The organism is Methyloprofundus sp. (genome assembly GCF_965251085.1).
GTDB lineage: Bacteria > Pseudomonadota > Gammaproteobacteria > Methylococcales > Methylomonadaceae > Methyloprofundus.
Genome location: NZ_OZ252594.1, coordinates 2,882,400 through 2,904,790 on the forward strand (window position 1 = coordinate 2,882,400; position 22,391 = coordinate 2,904,790).

The following is a 22,391-nucleotide window of genomic DNA, read 5'->3' on the forward strand; positions in this document are numbered from 1 at the left end:
CATGCAGGAATGACGAAGTATAGCTGAGGGTTATGGGTAATCAGAAAAACTTATTGTAGTACGAGGCTTTAACCCATAAATGTCACAACAAACGAGCTAAAGCCGCACTCTACGCAAATTTTTATAGTTTGGCATTTAAACTGCAACAGTTCAAATGTTGCAATAGCACCTAAAATCAAACAATAACCAGAATGGAGCTTGTGTAATCCCAATAAAATCAAAAGTATAGCAATTCATAAAAGATAATAAGGTGAGACTAAAATAGATAGGATGCTGCTGAGGAACGAAGCGCATCTATCGCGAATGATGCGCTTCGTTCCTCAGCAGCATCCTACGAACCGTAATAAATATCCTATTGTTTTCAGAGAGATCAGGTTATCTGAAATTCGCGCTCAACTGATTTTTCAGGTTAACTGTTCTTCTGCATAAAAAAAGCCCAGCTGAAAAGGTGGGCTTTTATCTGTTTTGAATAAAGACTCTCTGCCCGACCAAGCCGGAGGGGGACGACAGCTTATTCAACAATAATATTATGTAATATAAGTTCGTCACCCTTACCATTGCCATCTAGAGTAAGATTTTTAACTTTAAGAGCGCCCTTTTCAGCTGTATCCGCGCCTTCATCTTCAATATCCCATTGCTCTATCTTAACGCCATATTTTGCGTTTTCAGTCGCTGATACTTTTTTCAATTCTGCTTCAACACGGCCTTCGCCTAACTCAGTAAATTGAATACCATCATCGCCACTACCCTGCACTACAACTTTGAACAACTTCGCTTCGATATTTCCAGCATCTTCCTCATCCACCTTAATGCCTTCATCGAAATTATTCATTGCCACAACTTTACGTAGCTTTAACTTGACATTTCCTGCGCCAGCCTCATCAAAATCCAGACCTTCATCCTGATTGTCTTTAGCTTCAACTTTAAATAATGAAACGATGACATCACCCGCGCCTGCTTCATCAATATCAAAGCCATCATCCAGATCTTCTTCATTAAAGAAACCATTGCCATTTAAAGTGACATGCCTCATTGTTACATCAACGTCACCATCGCCCGCTTCATCCAGCTCTATACCATCACCACCATTACCATCTATATGCGTATGACTGATTGTGGCATGAATATCTCCATCCGCACGTTCATCAACTCGAACACCATCGTAATCAATGGCTCCAGTTCCATTAGCGATAAAACTGGAGTGTGAAATATTCAGCTCTATACCTATGGCCGAACCCTCTTCTCCATCATCTAGCTCATCTGCATTATCATCAATATGCAAGCCATACAGTGCTGATCTCAGTATTTTCACTTTATGTAATGACACTTGTATATCATCGCCTTCGGCATCAGCTGGAATTTCTACAACGACACCACGTGCGGTACTATCAACTACGGCAAGCTTTTGAATTGATATATTACCCGCTGTTATAAAAGTTAGCGTATCACCATCACCAATCGCTGCTCCACTAATTGTTGAGCCGTTGCCGAGCACTGCTAAATCTTGGCTACCTGTATATATAACTGCGCTAGTTAAGTCAATCTGAGAATTTTTCTCAAATACAATTTTGTGAATGCTACTATCAGCATTTGCCATTTCAATGGCATTCATTAATGAAGCTTCATCCGAGACTTTGTCAGCCGCCTGCACGTTGCTCGTAGCCAAAACTGCCAAAAGTGATAGTTTTATTATTTTATGTTTCATCGCTGGATTCGTCTTGTAAAATAAAGATACTAATTTAACAAGGGAATATGACATAACGATGACATCAGCTGGTTATTAATGAGAACTCAATCACAAAGTTGACTCATAAAAAAATCCCCTTTTTCCCGTGCGGGAAAAGGGGATTTTATTTGTTCTTAGGCGGGCTAAAGCCGCGCCCTACAATGGTTTAAACTTTATGATAAACTTCCGCACCTTCATCAAGGAATTGCTGAGATTTTTCTTCCATGCCTTTTTGCAAAGCTTCTTCTGCGTCTTTGATGCCTTTTTCTTTAGCATACTCACGCACATCTTGAGAAATTTTCATGGAACAGAAATGTGGACCACACATAGAACAGAAATGCGCAATTTTTGCGGAATCTTTAGGCAGCGTTTCATCATGGAATGAACGGGCTTTTTCAGGATCCAGAGCGATATTAAACTGATCTTCCCAGCGGAATTCAAAGCGAGCTTTAGACATGGCATTATCACGTGCCTGCGCTCCCGGATGACCTTTAGCTAAATCAGCAGCATGAGCAGCGATTTTATACGTCACGATGCCTTCACGTACATCTTCTTTATTAGGTAAACCTAAATGTTCTTTTTGGGTGACATAACAAAGCATCGCACAACCGTACCAGCCGATATTAGCAGCACCAATCACTGAAGTAATATGGTCATAACCAGGGGCAATATCAGTGGTTAATGGCCCTAAAGTATAGAAAGGCGCTTCATCACAATCAGCTAGCTGTTTGGTCATGTTCTCTTCAATCAGATGCAATGGTACATGCCCTGGCCCTTCAATCATGGTCTGAATATCATGCTTCCAGGCAATTTGCGTCAACTCACCTAAAGTTTCCAGTTCGGCAAATTGTGCTTCATCGTTGGCATCGTAGATTGAGCCTGGGCGTAAGCCATCTCCTAATGAAAATGAGACATCATAGGCTTTCATAATTTCACAGATATCTTCAAAATGCGTATATAAGAAGCTTTCAGTATGGTGCGCCAGACACCATTTCGCCATAATAGAGCCACCGCGCGAAACAATACCAGTCATACGCTTGGCAGTCATCGGCACATGGTGTAAACGCACACCCGCATGAATGGTAAAATAATCCACGCCTTGCTCAGCCTGTTCAATCAATGTATCACGGAAAATTTCCCAGGTCAGGTCTTCGGCTTTACCATCCACTTTCTCCAGCGCTTGATAAATTGGCACGGTACCGATAGGCACGGGCGAATTACGCAGAATCCATTCACGCGTTTCATGAATATTTTTACCGGTGGACAGATCCATAATGGTGTCACCACCCCAGCGTATACCCCAGAGCATTTTTTCCACTTCTTCTTCTATAGAAGAGGTAACCGCTGAATTACCTAGATTACCATTGATTTTGACCAGGAAGTTACGCCCGATAATCATCGGCTCTACTTCAGGGTGATTAATATTTAGAGGAATAATCGCCCGTCCGCGCGCCACTTCATCGCGGACAAATTCAGGGGTAATTTCATCAGGAATTGATGCACCAAAAGACTGCCCTTTATGCTGACCTTTATATAAGTCACGCATTTCAGACATATTTTGATTTTCGCGGATGGCAATATATTCCATTTCCGGGGTGATAATACCCTGACGCGCATAATGCATTTGCGAAACATTTTTTCCCGCTTTTGCCCTACGTGGCTTGCGAATATGCTCAAAACGCATATCTTCTGTTTCAGGATCGTTTAATCGTTCCTGACCAAAATCTGAACTAGGGCCCAATAAAGCTTCGGTATCGTCGCGCTCAGCAATCCAGGCATCACGAATACCGCTCAAACCCTTTTGCAAATCGACATCTACATTGGGATCTGTATAAATACCAGACGTGTCATAGACAAATAAAGGGGTATTTTTTTCCGTACCAAAATGTGCGGGTGTATCTGACAGGGTGATTTTACGCATGGGAACACGTATGTCGGGACGGCTCCCTTGAATATAAATTTTCTCTGACGCAGGATATGAGTCAATTTTTATATCACTTTTATTCGCCGCGGAAATATCTTTAGGGACTGCGCTCATGTATCTCTCCAATTTCAATAGAACACGGCGCGGGTAAGTCTTGATTAAGAAACGGTGAACGTTGCTTAGGGCTTTCCTACGCCAGTATTAGCTGGCCTCAGGTTCAAAGGGTGTTGTCTCAGCTACACTATAATATCGGTAGCACCCCTAGCCTTTTTAATTTAAGAAAGCCACAATAATAGATATCACGTTTTTTTGCAAATTTAATCGATAATTTTGTGCTTAGTGCATAAACTCACCTCGGTGAGTTATATTAAATAACATATCAACCTACGGGTCTTTTTTCCCTCTTCAGCAATGTAACAATAGCTAAATAAGTACATGAGGTGAATTAATTTAACATTTCTGTAGATGGGTAGAACGTAGCATCGGTTTTTTAGGTGCGCAGTAAAACCCATCAATCCCACGTAGAATGATGGATTTCGCAAAAAAGACGCTCTACCCATTTACGCGAAACTTCAAACAAAAGTGTTAAGATATTTTTAATCGAGTACTTAAACCTAGAAAAATCAGTTGCTCACGGCTTCTAGCACAAGTTATTGGTTTCACTATAATTCCGGGCCCAACTGATTTTTCTAGGGGTTTACAAGGTTATGACAGGTTAAACAAAACTCTGCGTAATCCGATTTAATCTTTGCAGTCAACCACCTTAACAAGAAGCAAATACATTAAATGATTTCAAATGTCATTTTTTTGTCATATTACTTCCTTATGAAGGGAGTTTTTTTGTTATTATTACCCGACATCAAAATTACAATAATAAAGGTTCCAAGAGAAAGTATGGATGATACTAAATTAAACTCCCTAGAAGAAAGAGGCAGCAATATGCGCCTTGATATACTTAAATTTGCAGGAGCACTACTATTTTTAGTTGCTGTCGGATTGTTTATTAGCAACACAATGGGCCACGTCCCTAATCATACTTTCCTTATTGTCTCTGCCGTTATTGGCGGCTATATGGCTCTTAATATCGGAGCTAATGATGTTGCTAATAATGTGGGGCCTGCAGTGGGCTCTGGGGCTATCACTTTAATCGGCGCTATCTGCATCGCTATGGTATTTGAGTCTGCTGGCGCACTTATTGCTGGTGGTGAAGTGGTCAGCACCATAAAAAAAGGCATTATAGACCCGTCACTTATTAACGATTCTGATACCTTTATCTGGCTAATGCTGGCCGCGCTATTAGCTGCAGCTATCTGGTTAAATATCGCGACTTTTTTTAATGCGCCCGTTTCCACCACACACTCCATTGTCGGCGGTGTACTTGGCGCCGGTATTGCCGCTGGGGGCTTTGGTATAGCAAACTGGGCAGTGTTTGGAAAAATTGCTGCCAGTTGGGTTATATCGCCCGTTTTGGGTGGTCTTATTGCGGCTATTTTCCTGTATTTGATTAAGCGCACTATTACCTACCAAGAGGATAAGCTGCTTGCTGCAAGACGTATTCTACCTCTATTAATTGCCTTGATGGCCTGGGCATTTTCAACTTATTTAATATTAAAAGGTCTGAAAAAAATCTGGAAGGTAGATTTTGTAATGGCAGGCTCTATTGCTTTCGCTATCGCCTTAACTCTGTATTTTGCAGTTCGCCCCTTAATTAATAAAGCCGCTATTGCATTAGACAACTCAAAAGCCAGCGTCAATACCTTATTTACCATCCCGCTTATTTTTGCCGCCTGTTTCCTTAGTTTTGCCCATGGCGCAAATGATGTTGCTAATGCCGTAGGTCCTTTAGCGGCTATAAATGATGCCATCACTCATGGTGGTATCGCTAAAAAGGCCGCTATTCCACTTTGGGTCATGCTAATTGGAGCAATAGGCTTGTCATTAGGGCTAGCATTATATGGTGCCAAATTGATTCGTACTGTGGGTAGTGAAATTACAGAGCTGGATAAAATGCGCGCATTCTGTATTTCCATGGCGGCAGCTATTACTGTCATTATTGCCAGTCAACTCGGTTTACCCGTCAGCTCAACCCATATTGCCGTTGGCGCAATCTTTGGAGTCGGTTTTTTGCGTGAATATCTAAAGCGCTCCGACGCCAAACGCCTTGACGAAATAAGGGAGCACCATGACCCAGAAGTTACAGAAGCCTTTTTAAATACGTTTAACCGGGCGGATATTGCGACTAAATCAAAAATGCTTAAAGAGCTAAAAGCAAAGAAAGGCAAAACAGAATTCACCAAAAAAGAAAGAAAGTCGCTTAACAAAGTCTACAAACAACAACTCGTTAAACGTTCACACGTTTATAAAATTGCTGTGGCATGGGTGGTCACCGTTCCAACATCTGCTTTGATGGCAGCATTTTTGTATTTTACAATTAGGGGAATCCTGATACCTTAATAATTAGCCCACTTTTGCATAAAATATGAAGCAGGTGATTAATATAATCTGTCAACTATTTCATTACAATTGTTTCACTTTACACACAATTGTTTTTTAGAACAGCACAATAACTTGGGCCTCTATCATGCGGCTAAGATATTTAACTCTTGACATGCCTAAGCTATTGTTAAATATATAACTAATGCAACTGTCAAAATATTACACGATTTAACAAAAACACAATAAAGCTAAGGCTTACACTCACTTTTACAAACCCTATCCACAAAGTTATCCACAGGTTTTGTGGGTAACTTTATTTTTCTTTTAAGCATAAAGACTTAGCGTGTTTATATCGAATTTTCATCAAAAAATGTAGCCAGTGAATAGCTCAAGAAAAATAATTTTAAGTGTTGCCGTCCCTATTCCCCTCAATCACTTATTTGATTACCTCCCACCTGATAACTATGACCCGCAACACCTGAAAACAGGTATTCGCATTAAAGTCCCTTTTGGCAAACAATCGAAAATAGCCGTACTGATTGAAGTAAAATCCGGCGATGATAAGAACACCAGCAAATTAAAACAGGTAGAAGCCATTTTAGATACCGAGCCTTTATTGTCTGCTAAAGATATACAACTCTTAAATTGGGCAAAACAGTATTACCATCACCCTATAGGCGACGTTTTTACCAGCGCATTTCCAACCACCTTACGTAAAGGTAAAAGCAGTGAATTAAAATCCATAGATTATTACCTACCCACTGCAGAAGGTACTGAAGTAGTAGAGTCACGATTAAAAAACGCGCCCAAACAACTTGCCCTGTTCAAATTCCTGAAATCACAACCGGGTGCTATAAGCAGCCAGGAAATTGCGTTGCATTTCAAACTCTGGCGCGCACCTTTAAAGGCACTGATAGATAAAGCTTATGTCTGTACGAGTAATCAACCAGTCTTTGACAGCACACACCTGAATATTACCCAGCAAACGCCACTTATAGCCAATGCCGAGCAACAAACAGCGATTGATAGCATATCGACACAACTAGACCAGTTTGCCGTGCATTTACTGGAAGGTGTGACAGGTAGTGGTAAAACCGAGGTTTATTTGCAGGTGATTGAACAGGTCTTAGAACGAAATTTGCAAGTACTGGTATTACTCCCTGAAATCACCCTGACACCGCAATTAGAAGCACGCTTTAAGCAACGCTTCACTGTACCGATAGAAACCTATCATTCGCAGCATAATGAAAACCAACGCCATGCAGCCTGGCTTAAGCTGCAAAAAGGTCATAGTTCCATTTTATTAGGCACACGCTCAGCCCTGTTTACACCCTTACCCAGGCCAGGGCTGATTATTCTGGATGAAGAGCATGATAGCTCTTTTAAGCAACAGGAAGGCTTTCGCTTTTCAGCCCGCGACGTCGCCATCGTACGTGCAAAAGTGCTGAATATTCCTATTATATTAGGCTCCGCAACACCCTCTCTGGAGAGCCTCTACAATGTGGATAAAAAACGCTACCAATTATTACGCCTACCCAACCGCGCAGGAAATGCCAAGCCACCCAGCATGTCTTTACTGGATATAAGAAACCAGAGTCTACACGAAGGTCTTTCTCCACCTCTCATCAGAGAGATACGAAAAACGCTGGCTAAAAAGCAACAGGTATTATTGTTTTTAAACCGCAGAGGCTTTGCGCCGACGCTTATTTGCCACAGTTGCGGCTGGGTAGCCCAGTGCTCGCGTTGCGATGCTAACATGGTCGTGCATTATAAACAGCAAAAACTGCGTTGCCACCACTGCGCCAGCGAACAATCACTTCCCCGGCAATGTATTGCCTGCAAATCAGAAGAGTTAAAACCTTTAGGCCTAGGCACTGAACGCGTAGAAAATGCATTACATCAACTATTCCCTGAGCATAAAAGCGTGCGCCTGGATAGAGACAGTACGCAAAGGAAAGGCGCTTTAAAACAACATTTAGATGCGATTAATCAGGGGGAGGTAGATATTATCCTGGGCACTCAAATGCTGGCTAAAGGCCATCATTTTCCGAATGTGACTTTAGTGGTGTTATTAGATGTCGATAGTGGTTTATTCAGTATAGATTTTCATGCCCCCGAAAGACTGGCACAGCTGATTATACAAGTCGCCGGGCGTGCTGGCCGCGCAGAAAAGAAAGGCCGCGTGATTATGCAAACCAGACAGCCGGATCATCCCTTGCTAAATACCTTGATTCATCAAGGCTACCAGGCGTTTGCTCAGGCCGCATTAGCTGAGCGTAAAAATGCCCAACTCCCCCCGTATAGCTACCAGGCTTTATTGCGTTCGCTATCGCACGAAAAGGATATTGCTTTTGAGTTTCTGTTAGCTGTTGCCGAATTAATTAACCAGCAAACAAACGGAACATTGGTACTCGGCCCCGTTGCAGCGCCCATGGCCAAGCGTGCGGGTCAATTCCGCTTTCAATTACTATTACAACACAGTAAACGTAAACAACTACACCAGCTGTTAAATTGGCTAATGCCTGAAATAGCAAAGCTCAAACTGGCACGGAAGGTTCGCTGGTCACTGGACGTAGATCCGATTGATTTGTATTAAAACTCTCTAAAGAAACCATCCCATCAAGGGATATTAACTTTTCAATGTGATTTCCTACTATAGCAGCTTCCAATTTACTCCCTTTACGAATACCAAGTTGTTGTCGAATATGTTTAGGAATGGTTATTTGGCCCTTGCTTGCAACTGATGTAGATTGCATAATTATGACCCTTATAAAAGTAATACTAGGTAAGAATATATAAAGTGAAGCAATGAAGCAAATTGAAATCAGATTTTTTGCTCTCATCATTTCAAACGAAATTACTTTACTGTGCCAACAGTAATGACTGTTTTCGCTTCGTGAACAGCATAACCATTTCTCTCTATTTGTTGAATAATATCGTCTTGATCAAGTGTAGCGTGTGTGTTTTTAGGCTCTATTTCTAATCTGGTTTTGAACGGTGACAAAGTCAAAAGATCAGAATCCACAGAATCCGGAAGCTCTAACTGCGCAATTTTTGTACCTTTAGGGATAGATAAGTATTTATTGCCATTTTTTGTGCTTTTGTAAATATCAATTATCAATTTAAAACCTTTCTAGTGAGTGTGCTTTTAGCACGTTAGTAAGCTATTAATTGTACCTTATACCCTAGAAAGTGCTCTTTAACAAAATTTCAATAGCCGAGAAGAGCATAAGGATTGAAGACAACATTGAAAATTCCTATGGGATGTTCAGGTCTTGCAATAATTGCTTAAGAATCATAAATCAAAGACCAGACCCATTTTCGTATTGGGGTATTTGCTTTTGCGATGTTTGTTTATCAGGCATTTGCAAACAAACAGACCAGTTGAATGCAGCACCTATTTTTGAACAGTCAAGAGGGTTCAACCAGTTTGGTTTTTGATATTATTTAATTACATCGGTTGTTACGAACGTTAATAACCAGTGTTTCAGAAAACCATACTGGCTTCTTGATACCTTGATAGTTTTCTATTAAACAGTATGGGTGTGCAGCATTATTATGCTGCACCAGCATGCACGGGGAAAAATGAGCAAGTCCTAAATATTTAGATCATCCAATGGGCTTGTTACCCCCTCACCACCCTGCTTTAAAATATGCGTATAAATCATAGTCGTCTCCAGATCATTATGTCCCAAAAGAGCCTGAATAGTACGAATATCAGTACCCCGCTGCAATAAGTGTGTGGCAAAACTATGCCTGAAAGTATGCGCACTCACTTTTTTTACGATACCTAATTTCTTCACTGCTACTTTAATCGCCTTATTAATCAGCGATTGATCAATATGATGGCGTCGTATTGTACCCTCTGAGCGCGGATCAGTAGACAGGCTTCTAGCAGGAAAAGCATACTGCCACCCCCACTCCTTACTGGCATTAGGATATTTTTTGCTTAAAGCATTAGGCAAATAGACAACACCATAACCCTCCTGTAAATCTTGTTCGTGTATTAATCTAACCCTCTGAAGATGATCCTTAAGTGAGGGCATTAAACCTTCTGAAAAAGTAGTCACCCGATCTTTATTTCCCTTTCCAGAACGAACAGTAATCTGTTTATACTCAAAATCTATATCGTGAACACGTAGCCTAACCCCCTCAGTAATCCGTAAGCCACTACCATAAAGCAACTTCACCACCAATTGAGGCACCCCTTCGAGTAAAGTAATAATTTGCTTTACTTCATCTTGAGTGAGCACAACGGGAATTTGACGGTTTTTTGTAGACCGAATAGCATCGACTGTTTTTTCTAAAGGCTTATCTAACACTCGCTTATACAAAAAAACCAGCGCATTCATCGCCTGATTTTGTGTAGAAACTGCCACCTTCCGGTGTATGGCTAAATAAGTAAGAAATTCTTCAACTTTAGCTTCTGGTAAAACAGACAATTCACAACGGTCAGTCATTTTATGAAACTTCACATACTGCCTAATCCAGTCAGAATAGGTTTTTTCAGTATGAATTGAATAATGATTAAGTCGCATAACCTGGTGAACATCATCCAATAAACTGCCATTTTTTGGTATTGACATAGCATATCCTAGTGTTTAGACTGACGATAACTAATAAAGGCAAGTTTGCCCGATTTACAGGCTAATATCAACTTATCAGGTAAATTTTCCCTGATATTAAAAAATACAGGCAAATATGCCTGATTTGTACGGTAATATCAGGTTATCAGGGCGAATGTGCCTGATAAGTATATAGTTATGGCTTCAAACACAGAAAGGTAAAACACGTATGAGAAAAGCAAATCGATTTTCAATATTAGTCATCTTTGGCTTAGTATTTTTCGTTATGAATTCTGCTAATGCAGCAGCATCAAAAATTGGTATTTTGGTCTTTGATGGTTTTTTAACTAGCGATGTAACCGCTCCTATTGAGGTATTTGGAGCAGCAACAAAAAAGGCTTGGTTTTCGTCGTATGAAGTGGTGGTTATTTCTACTTCCAAAAAGAAGGAAGTAGTTTCAGAAGAAGGGCTAAAAATAATCGCAGATAAGACAATTTACGATGACCTCAAACTTGATGTCCTAATTGTTCCTAGTGCCTATAAAATGGACAGTTTCTTGAAAAACAAAGAACTCATTCGATATATCAAAAAACAAAGTCAGTCAACATCTTGGATGGCAAGTAATTGCTCTGGAGCCTTTTTACTTGGTGAAGCAGGTGTTCTTGATGGAAAAAATGCAACAACATGGGCTGGCGGAGAAAAGGGGCTAGCCAAGGCATATCCTAAAATCAAAGTTCAATACGATAAAAATGTGGTTATTGATAGCAAAGTCATTACTTCGAATGGAGGTCCTGTTAGCTATCAAGCAGCGTTTCAATTATTGACAAAATTAAGCTCTGAAAAGTTTTCAAAAGAAATTTCAGAGGCAATACAATTTAATCGGCTGGAACGTGCATTCAAACCATAACGAATAAGGTTAGATTGTGATCGCGAAGCGAGCCACAATCTGAACCGTTTGTTGGACAAGCCCGGCACGATAGTAGGAATTCATTTAATGCGCTCTATGAAAATAGCTTTTTGTTGATCAGCCCGACTGATGAATCGAACCTCTGTTTTTACCTGTTTAACTGAACTTTGAGCGTTGTCCATTGCAGTCAACTCTCAAAGTCCAAGTATCGGAGCAAAATTCTGCCTTAATCTCCGATTTTAGCCCAAGCAACTCCCTCAGCATTTAATCCGCTGATAGCCTGGGTCGAAGTGTTTAAATTTACATAAGCGCTAGTGATTCCAATTGTTAAGTTGGCAAAGGCTGAAACATTATTTCCACCCTGGGTATTTGCCGACGCCCAACAACCATCGCCCCGCCACAACATTTGCAACTGAATGCCGGCCGTACTTTGAGTGCACGCAATATCTTCGTCGGGTCAAACTTTAGCAGGGAGTGAATCAACTTAATAACACCCTTGCTATTCGGATGTAAAAAGCCATAATTGCGCGCACGACGAAAGCCTTTAGGCAAAACATGTTGCAGCACCAGCCACAGAAATTTAGCCCCCGATACCGTTTTGGTTTGATAGCGTTTGGTTTTGCTGTCTTGATAACGGTAGGTTACTTTGCCATTTTGGCAGGATAAGATATCCTGTTCACGAATCACACCACGATACAGGTATCGACCCAGATATATCAATGCTTTATCGCCTGCACCGACAAACTTACAATCGACCACCCATTTTTCCGGAATAGCTGTGGGAAATGGCAACTTTTCTTCGTTCATACGCGCTAGCATCTTTGCACGAAATACTTTTGCTAGTGCTTTATGATGAAACAGGTATTTGCCTTCCTTAGTGCGCCAGAGCTTCTTGATTTTATCCACGATTGCCGCAGGCATAATGACATGAATATGCGGATGATAATTTAATTCGCGTGAGTGTGTATGTAAGACAGCAATCGCCCCGGCATCGCCTTGCAACTGCTTATCATTTTTACTAAAACTCTGTAAAGTCGCCCAGGCACAGTCAAACATCATACTGTAAAGTAACCGCGGATGCTGCCTGGCTAACGACCTTAACTGCGCAGGTAAGGTAAAGGTATTCATAAAATAATCAGCAGGGACTTGTTTTTGTACCTGTCGTTCAATCCATTGTTGACTCTCATGATGTTGACAATGCGGGCAGTTACGCTGGCCACAGGAATGAGGCACAAAGGTTTGATAGTCACAGTCTGCACAGTTAACCTGCATCACAGGACTCAGCTGTGTCCGACAGCTCTTCATGGCATGTAATGCACTGATCTGATTGGAGCGTAAACGAGATTGATACTCGCTTAAAAAGTCAGACTGAAATTGATCAATCACTGCAGCTAGGGTTATCATGAAATCTGCCCCCAGTGAATAGAAAAGTCATTGACTAACTGATTAATGTGCAGCTCTGCATTCTCATCGGTAATATCGGTCAAATGCGTATAGCGAGCCGTGGTTACTAAACTGGTATGGCCCAGAATCTTCTGCAACTCAACTAAATCAACCCCGGCTTCTAACAGGTGAGTGGCGTAACTGTGGCGCAGCGAGTGGCAGGAAATCTTTTTTTTAGTCCCATTTCTTGCGTCACAAGACGGATTGTCTTCTGGATGCCACCGCGATCAAGGGGGGATTCAGCAAGATGTGCACCTTTTAGACCCCGGGCACGGTTGGGAAATACCAGCACTGGATTTTTATGCACAGCCCAAAACTTACGCAACACCTTCAAGGTATTCACAGGCAAAGGCACAAGCCGATCCTTATTGCCTTTGGCATTGCGAATATGTACCCGCATGCGTGTCGCATCAATATCACCTACTTTCAGGCTTAAGCCCTCGCCCAAACGTAAACCTAGACTGTAAATCGTAAAATAAAAAACTCGATAGCTTAGATTACGGGTCGACATAAACAGTTGTTGTGCTTCAACCACAGTGACAATATCGGGTATACGCGTACATCGTGGTGGTTTAATCATTAGCACATCAACCCACGGCTTTTGTAGCACATGTGTATAGAAAAACTTGAGACCATAGAGATCTAGTTTCACGGCACTCCAGGAAAGGCGGCTTAAAAGAGCATGAAAATAATCCACCAGTTGATCTTGCGTTAAGTTATCCAGATGCCCCTGAAAGTGTTCCCCGATACGGCGAATAGCGCGTGAATAAGCGTCAATGGTTTTGGGTTGCAGTCCCTTAAGCTTTAAATGCTTACAGTGCTGGATATAATAATGGTTGAATTTAAGCTCTATCGATGGTGTCATAACAGTGTAACCTCATTATTGTTAGTTGGATGAGCTTACAAGTTACCTGTTATGCATATAACAGGCAATGAGGTTACACTTTAAATTTAAGGGATGCGCTGTTTTTCTCCGCGATAGCGGCTTCGTCCAACAATTGCTTGAACAATTGCTTGCACGCGGACTGCCATAAGCGTCACTTTTTTTGCTATTCGCAAAAAAACCGCCACTCATGGCAGCCGGTGAAGCAGGCGTTATTTGCGACACGAAGTTGCATAAATATATGTTGTAAATCACTTTTTTTAAGTGAGGCGCAACCTGGAGTTCTGCCTCCAGTATCCTACCAGGCCATGCGACACGGATGTGGTGTGAAGCGTCTGGGACAATGAAACTCGTATAAGAGGAACCGTGAGGGGACTCGTATTCTGCCAGTGCTAAGGCGGTCGGGAGCTAGGATGGAATGATAGGGTGAATGTAATGTGAACTGTCGTCTTGAAGTCCCGTTAACAAAAGAGCAGCCAAAAAGCACTGATAGGCTGTAACCAACAGGTGGGTAGTCAGTGGAACTGTTATAACGTCGGTTTCACGCAGATAAAGCACTACTGGGATACAGGCAGCACCTAAGTCGTTCGTTAAGATATTTATGTGGAACGTGGCAATGTCGTATCGTCCTCCAGCGATGGAGAAAGCTGCCCGCAAGGGATGCCGAAGGCGGTACGTCGATGAGAGAATGGAAAAAGCGAAGGCGATTATGTAATGTAGTCGATACGGATTCAAGATTTGTCCGACACGAAAGTGTGCCCACGTCCATTTGGTGCTTTTCTGCGAAAGAGTTTGGAGAACCGATTTTGAGAAGGAAACGCAAATGACGGCCTGTATGGCTGGTGCACCTTCTGCCAATCAACAGAACTGGAATCAGGTCAACTGGTCCATTGTTGAGTGTTTGGTTAATCGGCTGCAAATGCGTATCGCAGAGGCCGTACGGCGAGGACGATGGCACAAGGTGAAAGCTTTGCAATATCTTCTGAGTCGTTCGTTTTATGCCAGAATGCTGGCCGTAAAGCGAATCATTTCTAACAAAGGTAAAAGAACATCAGGAATTGATGGTGTTATCTGGAAAACACACCAGCACTATTGGTGTGCCGTGTCACAACTAAAAATACGGGGCTATAAAGCCCATCCCTTACGTCGTTGCTGGATTCCTAAAAGCAATGGCAAACTGCGTCCTCTCGGCATCCCCATTATGCATGATCGGGCGATGCAAGCATTATACGCATTGACCCTAAAACCTGTTGCCGAAACATTAGGTGACAAGCATTCTTATGGGTTTCGGGAAAAACGTAGTGTACATGATGCAGTCAAGCAATGCTTTATAGCGCTGGCAACACGCAGGGCAGCGCCCTGGGTACTAGATGCTGATATTAAAGCCTGTTTTGATCGTATCAGCCACGACTGGCTGCTTGAGCACATTCTGCTACCGAAAAAGGTACTGAAACAATGGCTCAAGTCAGGGTATATGGAGAAGTCAAAGTACTATGATAGTCATGAAGGCACACCGCAAGGCGGTATTATTTCCCCTATCTTAGCCAATATGGCCTTGGATGGGCTGGAAACTGTCGTCATAAAAGGACGCAATAAGAAACACCGCAAACTCAACGTGATCCGCTATGCGGATGATTTTGTTATTACGGGGGCAACGGAAGGCATTCTACGCGACGAAATATTACCTGCGGTAAAAGACTTTCTTCAGCCCCGAGGGCTGACATTATCAGAGGAAAAGACACATCTACGCCCGATTGAAGAAGGGGTTGATTTTCTAGGGTTTACCCTTAGAAAGTTCAAAGATAAATTGATAATCTGCCCTTCTCAAAAGAAAGTCACTCAGTTTCGGGAAATGCTGAAAATTTTCTTTAAAGAATCGCAAAAGCTACCCTTTGAAGCGATGCTTAGAAAATTGAACAGCAAACTTCGAGGCTGGGCTTTCTCAAACCGTCAGGTCGTGGCCAAACGTTTATTCAATACGTTGGATAATGAAATATATTATGGTGTACGTCGCTGGTTGCGACATTGCCACCGTAGTAAAACCAATGCATGGATAACACACCGTTATCGTTCTCGCATAGAAGGACGAAGTAATTTCGGTACGTTTGTGATCAATAAACAAGGGAAGCGACAATGGTTAGGGTTATTTCGGATGGCCGACGTGCCTATCCGTTACCACGTTAAAGTTCGTGGCGAAGCTAACCCTTATGACCCTGCTTATCGGGAATACTTTAAAGACCGTGCAGAGAAACAATGTCGTACACGAAACTATGATCGTTTATTTTTAGCCAGTACAACACTGGAAAGAACCTTGATTAGAGGGTAATATGACCACTAATAAGAAATGAGCGATCGGGTCGAATATACTCGGCTTTTAAAGGGCTTGAGCCGTATGCTGGGAAACTCGCAAGTACGGTTCTTAGGAGGGGAAGGGCTGCGAAGCCCTGACCTATCCGGTGTTTTTAAATCTGTATCAGTACAGCTTTAAAACACGTTAATATTTTCATGCTTTTCAAAAGACGAGGGTAAAAATTATGATCAAAAATGCTATGTTTTTTATATTTCTATTGCTTCCAAATATTGCATTTTCTAGTAGCGGAAGCTGTAGTAATACGTTGCTATCTGACTATCTTATGCATGAAAATAATATAACCTAAATCCTGCAAGCATTATACATAATAATCCACAAAACTCCTTATTAAACAATGATATAATATCATTTTCCTGATTTCACTATCTCATTGTTTTAATGAAGCCCTCTAAAGTATCAAAATCCTCATCTCACGTAAGAAACCGTACCCGAACGGTAAAAATGACATCTACAGCACATGGATTGACAAGCCAGGCGGGACTGATTCCCGTCGTGAAATATTTAGACAGGATAGGTTTTGAAAAAACCGTAAAACAAAGCGTTCCACATCGGCGGGGTGAAAATGCAGACCATCACTTATCTGATGTGGTTCTATTGACGTTGGTTGGCATGATGGGGGGAGCAACATCAATGGCAAAGGTGACGACCGTATGGGCAGATAGCGTACTGCGCAAAGTAGCTGGCTGGATAAAGATTCCTGTTGAAACCACAATTTTACGGATCTTTAAAGAAGTAAGTGATAGGCAGATAAGCCAGTTTGAAACGCTCACGCATACTTTGCGTGGTCAACACTGGCGGCGATTGCTTCGTTCCGGAAAATCGAAAACTGGCATACAATCCGTCCAGTGGGTCGATGTCGATTCAACTGTGGACACCGTTTGTGGTCGACAAGAAGGAAGTGCCAAAGGCTTCAACCCCAAAAAGAAAGGTGCCCGTTCATACCATCCACAACTCGCTTTTCTAGCGGAAACAAAAGAAATTTTACAAGCCTGGTTCCGGACAGGCAATGCCTTTACAAGCAATGGTGTTGTAGAATTTACCAAACAGTTACTTGCACACTTGCCCAATCGGATGCGCATTATTTTTCGCGGTGACAGTGGTTATTTTGTCGGTGATTTGCTTGAATTTCTCGATACCAGAGGGCATGGGTATCTAATAAAGGTTAAACTTAAGAATTTGAACGCATTGCTGGCCAAACAGGCCTGGACAGCCATACAAGGCCGACCCGGTTGGGAGCAGAGCGAGTTTCAATATCGTTGTGGTGGCTGGTCTCGCTCTCGTCAGTTTGTCGCGGTCAGGATAAAGCAACCTAAACAAGTGACAGGACCTCAGTCCGAGCTTTGGGATACGGCAGAATATGACTATTTTTGTTATGTAACAACTGAACCTCTATCGCCTTGGCAAACACATAAGAAGTATGGTGAACGAGCGACGTGCGAAACATGGATTGAAGAAGCAAAATCACAAATGGGTTTAGGTAAAATCAGAACGAATCAATTTCTGGCTAATGCCGCATTATTTCATTGCGCCGTTCTTGCCTACAATACCGTGCGCTGGATGGCTCAATTGAGTGGCAACAAAACGTTGTGCCAATGGGAGCCGGATACACTTCGTACTTATCTGATTCGGGTGGCTGGAAAATTACTCACAGGCAATAATCAGCTGAGAGTCAGAACACCTGCAGGTCCGCTCTATCCACAGGAATGGGATGATTGGGTTAAGGTGGGGTTACTCGCTTAACATTAACCGAAGTTAAGTCACTTTGATTAAAAGGTCATGGCACGTTGGCAGGGTGTTTATTGCCTTGGGCTCGGGGGATATCCATACGATACAAAAAATTTCCTCTATTTATGATTTAAATCTGGATATTTTGATCGGTTGGACAAAGAGGGCTGGCAAAGCGGCAGTAAAAACCTAATAACCACTTAGCTAGACAGGTTAATGAGAGTCAAAATATGGGCTTGCAGGATTTAGGTATAATAGTTAGTTTCAGAGTTATAAATAGCGAATTTTCAGAAAATAATTTTATTGAGATAGAAATAACAAAGGAGTTCTATTCCAATAAAATCGAAAGCTCTAACATTAAGATTGATAAGGAAAATGGTTTTGGACCAATGCTCAGTACGTTTGAAAAAAATATTGAGTGGCTTACCGTAATATCAAAATTTAATGACTCTTATATTATTGCTGGCTGTGCACCTACACTTATTATTGAAAATGAAATGGTAATAGGAGAAACAGGAATAGATATTTTAAACAAGAGAGATAAACAAGTAAGTGTACAAATGTTTGATTTAGCATTAAATGCATTTCAACAAGGTATTAGTTTAGCTGATAAGGTTTGCAAGAGTTCAAATAGGTACTGTACCGAAAGGGCAACATACGACATTAAAACAGGCACTTTAAGTTTACCATCCGTTGAATATACGTCTTTTGGGTTTAAAGTTTATGCAAAGGCAAAACTAGAAAAAGTAAGTGAAGGTATAGAAACATTTGTAATTACAGAAATTGAGTAGCTAGAAATTAACATAACGAATAAGGATAGATTGTGTAAGCGAAGCGCACCACAATCTTATCCCGTGTTGGACAAGCCCGGGGTGAGGTAAACGCTTTATAATAAGCAAATATCTTTTTGGCTCCTGGCCTTAATACGGATCATCACTTTCCTTCAGGCAAGCTCCCGCCTTTGCATTCTATACTGCAAAAAAAAATACAGCTATATCATTATGTTATAAATTATTCTCTCTGTTTGTGAATTGGGGGTTTATGATCCATTTTATTTATCCTGGCTCTGGTGGCCTAAAACCGATGACCTGCATGGGAGCCTGGCAATGAGGGCATTTAACAACGAGCCTTGGTTTAGGTGCCAGTAACTGAATAACAACACGCAGGACTAGCTGTACTAGCTTCAGTAATGTCTTTGCATTGCTGTGCAAAAAACCATAATCTCTGACACGATGAAACCCTTTAGGCAGGACATGCTGCAGAACCAGCCATAAAAAATCCTCTCCTTTCAGAGATCGGGTTAAGGTCTCGCCCGTGTCGCCATCTGTGTACCGAAAGGTGACCCTGCCATTGTTATCTGCAATGATGTTCTTCTCACTGATCACCCCGCGATATAAATAACGCGATAAATACTTTAAAGCAGGTTCACCGTTACCGACACGTTTACAATCGACGACCCACTCTTCTGGCATTGAACAGGGAATCGGTAGCTTTGCTGCATTCAGTCCGTCCAGAATCCGGGCACGGAAGACTTTAGCCAGGGCAAACTCATTGAACAGGTATTTGCCTTTGGTTTTTATCCATTGCCTTTTAGCTTTGTTGATCCCGCCGCCCGGAATAATGACATGAATATGCGGATGATAATCCAGCTTGCGGCTGTGCGTGTGCAATACGGCCGTCATGCCTATTTCAGCCCCGAGGTTTTTGGGGTTGAGCCCAAAATCCTTTAATGTGCTACTGACACAGAGAAACATCAGCTGATAAATGATTGTCTGGTGATGCCATGTCAACGCTCTCAATTGAGCAGGGAGCGTAAAGGTCACCATATAATAGTCAACCGGAAGTTGTTTCTTTTGCTGACGCATCAGCCATTCCGACGCTTCATGGTTTTGACACTGGGGACAGCTACGATGTCCACAGGATTTAGGGTGCCATTCTGAGTGACCACATTCTGTACATTGCACATGAAACTCACCTGACAGTGCCGTGCGGCAACGCTTTATTGCAGAGATAGCTTTTAAATGGCCAGGCAATAATTTTGTCGAGTATTTTTTGTGAAAACTGCTTTCATAATGCTCAATAATCGTGACAAGGGGGATCATGACTGACTCCTGAAACCTGTTGATAAGGTATTGGTCAGTTGATTAATGGCTGAGATAGTATCCTTTTCTGTCAGTTCCGTGGAATGAGCATAGCGAGCTGTCGTGGTCGGGCTAGCATGGCCGAGCAAGTGCTGAATATGAATCAGGCTTAATCCTTGTTCCAGCAGGTGCGTGGCTATGCTATGACGCAGCGTGTGAATCGAGGCTTTTTTTTAATCCCACAGTCTTTAAGGGCCGCTTTCATCGCGGCTTGAGCGCCGCCTCTATCCATCGGTGTTGTCGCATTTTGAAGGGTCTCCATTGAGCCGGTTCCACTGGGAAATAACCAGATTGGATTACGGTGTTTACGCCATAAGTCACGCAATGCATAGCATGTTAAATCAGGTAATGGCACAAAGCGGTCTTTATGCCCTTTGCCCCGGCGAATATGTACCTGTTTGCGCTTTGCATCAATATCACCGACTTGCAAAGAAAGCGTTTCACCCAGGCGCAAGCCCATTGAGTAGGTTGCTAATAAAAAGACTTTGTAACGTAGTTTGTAGGTCACCGCAATCAGTTGCTCTACCTCGGAAACCGCCAGAATATCAGGCAGTGTCTGTATCTTGGGGGCTTTGATGATTTTAATCCATTGCCAATCCTTTTTAAGGACATATTGCCAGAAAAACTGGAGACCATTACGATCGATTTTAACGGTACTCCAGGAATGAGAGTCAACCAATTCAGCAAAATAGACTTCAAGCTGTTCAGTACTGAGTCTTTCCGGTGAGCAATCAAAGTGCTCAGTGACTCTGCGCACAGCACGAGCATAGCTATCAATGGTTGCATCACTCATGCCGCGTAATTTTAAAGCACGAAGGTGACGGTTATATAGCTTTTCAAAATAAGTTTGTTCTATCGTATTCATGGTAAACTCCAATTATCATACTCGACAATGAGTACATATTGGAGTGTATCCGTAAATGGGTTTTTCTGCCGCGATAGCGGCTTCGTCCAACGAACAAGGTCAGATTGTGATCGCGAAGCGAGCCACAATCTGAACCGTTTGTTGGACAAGCCCGGCACACATAGTAGAAAGTCGTTTAAATCCGCTCTATGAAAATAGCTTTTTGTTGATCAGCCCGACTGATGAATTGAGCCTCTGTTTTTACCTGTTTAACTGAACTTTGAGCGTTGTCCATTGCAGTCAACTCTCAAAGTCCAAGTATCGGAGCAAAATTCTGCCTTAATCTCCGATTTTAGCCCAAGCAACTCCCTCAGCATTTAATCCGCTGATAGCCTGGGTCGAAGTGTTTAAATTTACATAAGCGCTAGTGATTCCAATTGTTAAGTTGGCAAAGGCTGAAACATTATTTCCACCCTGGGTATTTGCCGACGCCCAACAACCATCGCCCCGCCACAACATTTGCAACTGAATGCCGGCCGTACTTTGAGTGCACGCAATATCTTCGTCGGGTCAAACTCCCCCTATGTCAACATACCTGTCGCCTGTAAAAATTAATATTAGGAGACAGAAATGGCCATATATAGCCAAGAATTTAAAGTACAATCTGTAGAAAAAGCATTATCCAAACGTGACGAACAAACGCTTCACGATATTGCCGATAATTTACATATTGGTTATTCAACACTTCAAAGATGGATCCGATTAGCCAAGGAAAATAAACTAGAAAATCCTGAAACAAATATGTCAACTGAAAAAAGCCCACAGAGCTGGACTAAAGCACAACGTCTTGAGGCTGTAATGGACTGTCACGGCCTGAACGATGAGCATCTTAGCTCTTACTGCCGAGAAAATGGAATTTACCCGCATCATGTTCAGGAATGGAAATCAGATTTTTTATCAGAACATCAAGCATCTAATTCTACCTCCAGGCAGGAACAAAAAAAACTCAAACAAGAAAATAAACGACTACAGAAAGAGCTCAATCGTAAGGACAGAGCTCTCTCTGAAACGGCGGCTTTACTGGTGTTATCAAAAAAGTGCCAAGCGATCTGGGGGGAAACGGAGGTCGATTAATCTCCTACCCAGATCGCAAACAATACTGTGCACTCGTTAATGAGGCGGTACAAAATGGAGCAAGACAACAGCTGGCTTGCGAGCTTGTTGGCATTACTGCCCGTACTTATCAACGATGGAATCAGGGTGAGAAATTATCAGAAGACCAAAGAATTTATAATGATACCCCTGCACACAACAAGCTATCAGAGGCCGTTACGCAAGAAATATTAAAGGTCATTAACCTGCCAGAATTAACTACCACGCTTATAAAACGTGGTTTAAGTTCGACCTAAAAGGCCGTCCTCAGCAA

At 42.1% G+C, this 22,391-nt stretch carries 15 protein-coding genes, 2 pseudogenes and 1 riboswitch; of the genes and pseudogenes, 8 read left to right on the top strand and 9 right to left on the bottom strand.

Going from position 1 to position 22,391, the window contains the following annotated elements; translation table 11 throughout:
• Positions 1 to 511: 511 nt before the first annotated feature.
• Positions 512 to 1,705, bottom strand: a complete 1,194-nt coding sequence (locus tag ACQY3F_RS13415) for a hypothetical protein (RefSeq protein ID WP_428355389.1) — start codon at positions 1,703 to 1,705, stop codon at positions 512 to 514.
• Positions 1,706 to 1,892: 187 nt separating this feature from the next.
• Positions 1,893 to 3,764, bottom strand: coding sequence for a phosphomethylpyrimidine synthase ThiC (gene thiC, locus ACQY3F_RS13420; RefSeq protein ID WP_428355391.1), 1,872 nt, complete (start codon positions 3,762 to 3,764; stop codon positions 1,893 to 1,895).
• Positions 3,765 to 3,820: 56 nt separating this feature from the next.
• Positions 3,821 to 3,923: riboswitch (TPP riboswitch) on the bottom strand.
• Between the two features lie 513 nt (positions 3,924 to 4,436).
• On the opposite strand from thiC, the gene ACQY3F_RS13425 reads away from it, so the two are divergent.
• Both ACQY3F_RS13425 and ACQY3F_RS13430 read left to right on the top strand, forming a co-directional pair.
• A complete protein-coding gene (locus tag ACQY3F_RS13425; protein WP_428355393.1) occupies positions 4,437 to 6,104 on the top strand; it encodes an inorganic phosphate transporter in 1,668 nt (555 codons plus the stop codon).
• Between the two features lie 361 nt (positions 6,105 to 6,465).
• Positions 6,466 to 8,682, top strand: a complete 2,217-nt coding sequence (locus tag ACQY3F_RS13430) for a primosomal protein N' (RefSeq protein WP_428355394.1) — start codon at positions 6,466 to 6,468, stop codon at positions 8,680 to 8,682.
• Here ACQY3F_RS13430 and ACQY3F_RS13435 read toward each other — a convergent pair.
• The 3 genes from ACQY3F_RS13435 to ACQY3F_RS13445 all read right to left on the bottom strand — a co-directional run bounded on the left by ACQY3F_RS13435 (position 8,624) and on the right by ACQY3F_RS13445 (position 10,672).
• Entirely contained in the window at positions 8,624 to 8,932 is a 309-nt protein-coding gene (locus tag ACQY3F_RS13435) for an AbrB/MazE/SpoVT family DNA-binding domain-containing protein (protein WP_428355396.1), read from the bottom strand. The genes ACQY3F_RS13430 and ACQY3F_RS13435 overlap by 59 nt on opposite strands.
• An 11-nt stretch (positions 8,933 to 8,943) precedes the next feature.
• Positions 8,944 to 9,207, bottom strand: coding sequence for a hypothetical protein (locus ACQY3F_RS13440; RefSeq protein ID WP_428355397.1), 264 nt, complete (start codon positions 9,205 to 9,207; stop codon positions 8,944 to 8,946).
• A 475-nt stretch (positions 9,208 to 9,682) separates the two neighbouring features.
• Positions 9,683 to 10,672 (bottom strand): integron integrase, encoded by a 990-nt coding sequence (locus ACQY3F_RS13445; RefSeq protein WP_428355398.1) that lies wholly within the window; start codon positions 10,670 to 10,672, stop codon positions 9,683 to 9,685.
• Between the two features lie 208 nt (positions 10,673 to 10,880).
• On the opposite strand from ACQY3F_RS13445, the gene ACQY3F_RS13450 reads away from it, so the two are divergent.
• Complete coding sequence (locus ACQY3F_RS13450) at positions 10,881 to 11,558, top strand: DJ-1/PfpI family protein (RefSeq protein ID WP_428355399.1); 678 nt, start codon at positions 10,881 to 10,883, stop codon at positions 11,556 to 11,558.
• A 327-nt stretch (positions 11,559 to 11,885) separates the two neighbouring features.
• Here the strand turns inward: ACQY3F_RS13450 and ACQY3F_RS13455 are convergent, their stop codons facing one another.
• Positions 11,886 to 12,962 carry an IS91 family transposase gene (locus tag ACQY3F_RS13455; protein ID WP_428352924.1) on the bottom strand — a complete coding sequence of 359 codons (1,077 nt, stop codon included), beginning with the start codon at positions 12,960 to 12,962 and terminating at the stop codon, positions 11,886 to 11,888.
• A pseudogene (locus tag ACQY3F_RS13460) lies at positions 12,959 to 13,866 on the bottom strand (tyrosine-type recombinase/integrase). The gene ACQY3F_RS13455 and the pseudogene ACQY3F_RS13460 overlap by 4 nt, the downstream one beginning before the upstream one ends.
• A gap of 841 nt (positions 13,867 to 14,707) precedes the next feature.
• Between ACQY3F_RS13460 and ltrA the strand changes: the two are divergent.
• The 3 genes from ltrA to ACQY3F_RS13475 all read left to right on the top strand — a co-directional run bounded on the left by ltrA (position 14,708) and on the right by ACQY3F_RS13475 (position 18,771).
• Positions 14,708 to 16,210: a group II intron reverse transcriptase/maturase gene (ltrA, locus tag ACQY3F_RS13465; protein WP_428353824.1), complete on the top strand. Its 1,503-nt coding sequence runs from the start codon at positions 14,708 to 14,710 to the stop codon at positions 16,208 to 16,210.
• 423 nt (positions 16,211 to 16,633) lie between these two features.
• Positions 16,634 to 17,995, top strand: coding sequence for an IS1380 family transposase (locus ACQY3F_RS13470; RefSeq protein ID WP_428352976.1), 1,362 nt, complete (start codon positions 16,634 to 16,636; stop codon positions 17,993 to 17,995).
• Positions 17,996 to 18,210: 215 nt separating this feature from the next.
• Positions 18,211 to 18,771: a hypothetical protein gene (locus tag ACQY3F_RS13475; protein ID WP_428355400.1), complete on the top strand. Its 561-nt coding sequence runs from the start codon at positions 18,211 to 18,213 to the stop codon at positions 18,769 to 18,771.
• 264 nt (positions 18,772 to 19,035) lie between these two features.
• Here ACQY3F_RS13475 and ACQY3F_RS13480 read toward each other — a convergent pair whose 3' ends face one another.
• On the bottom strand, positions 19,036 to 20,082 hold the full coding sequence (locus ACQY3F_RS13480) for an IS91 family transposase (protein WP_428355401.1): 1,047 nt from the start codon (positions 20,080 to 20,082) through the stop codon (positions 19,036 to 19,038).
• Positions 20,079 to 20,986, bottom strand: a pseudogene (locus tag ACQY3F_RS13485) (tyrosine-type recombinase/integrase). The gene ACQY3F_RS13480 and the pseudogene ACQY3F_RS13485 overlap by 4 nt, the downstream one beginning before the upstream one ends.
• Positions 20,987 to 21,595: 609 nt before the next feature.
• On the opposite strand from ACQY3F_RS13485, the gene ACQY3F_RS13490 reads away from it, so the two are divergent.
• The gene (locus tag ACQY3F_RS13490) at positions 21,596 to 22,099 is read left to right on the top strand and encodes a transposase (protein WP_428354722.1); all 504 of its coding nucleotides are present in this window, start codon (positions 21,596 to 21,598) and stop codon (positions 22,097 to 22,099) included.
• A complete protein-coding gene (locus ACQY3F_RS13495; protein WP_428355403.1) occupies positions 22,063 to 22,374 on the top strand; it encodes a hypothetical protein in 312 nt (103 codons plus the stop codon). The genes ACQY3F_RS13490 and ACQY3F_RS13495 overlap by 37 nt, the downstream gene beginning before the upstream one ends.
• The last annotated feature ends 17 nt before the right edge of the window (positions 22,375 to 22,391 follow it).

Coding starts and splice junctions, on each gene's coding strand:
- ACQY3F_RS13415 (WP_428355389.1), bottom strand. CDS start 1,705: ATGAAACATAAAATAATAAAACTATCACTTTTGGCAGTTTTGGCTACG.
- thiC (WP_428355391.1), bottom strand. CDS start 3,764: ATGAGCGCAGTCCCTAAAGATATTTCCGCGGCGAATAAAAGTGATATA.
- ACQY3F_RS13425 (WP_428355393.1), top strand. CDS start 4,437: ATGATTTCAAATGTCATTTTTTTGTCATATTACTTCCTTATGAAGGGA.
- ACQY3F_RS13435 (WP_428355396.1), bottom strand. CDS start 8,932: ATGATGAGAGCAAAAAATCTGATTTCAATTTGCTTCATTGCTTCACTT.
- ACQY3F_RS13445 (WP_428355398.1), bottom strand. CDS start 10,672: ATGTCAATACCAAAAAATGGCAGTTTATTGGATGATGTTCACCAGGTT.
- ACQY3F_RS13450 (WP_428355399.1), top strand. CDS start 10,881: ATGAGAAAAGCAAATCGATTTTCAATATTAGTCATCTTTGGCTTAGTA.
- ACQY3F_RS13455 (WP_428352924.1), bottom strand. CDS start 12,962: ATGATAACCCTAGCTGCAGTGATTGATCAATTTCAGTCTGACTTTTTA.
- ltrA (WP_428353824.1), top strand. CDS start 14,708: ATGACGGCCTGTATGGCTGGTGCACCTTCTGCCAATCAACAGAACTGG.
- ACQY3F_RS13470 (WP_428352976.1), top strand. CDS start 16,634: ATGAAGCCCTCTAAAGTATCAAAATCCTCATCTCACGTAAGAAACCGT.
- ACQY3F_RS13475 (WP_428355400.1), top strand. CDS start 18,211: ATGGGCTTGCAGGATTTAGGTATAATAGTTAGTTTCAGAGTTATAAAT.
- ACQY3F_RS13480 (WP_428355401.1), bottom strand. CDS start 20,082: ATGATCCCCCTTGTCACGATTATTGAGCATTATGAAAGCAGTTTTCAC.
- ACQY3F_RS13490 (WP_428354722.1), top strand. CDS start 21,596: ATGGCCATATATAGCCAAGAATTTAAAGTACAATCTGTAGAAAAAGCA.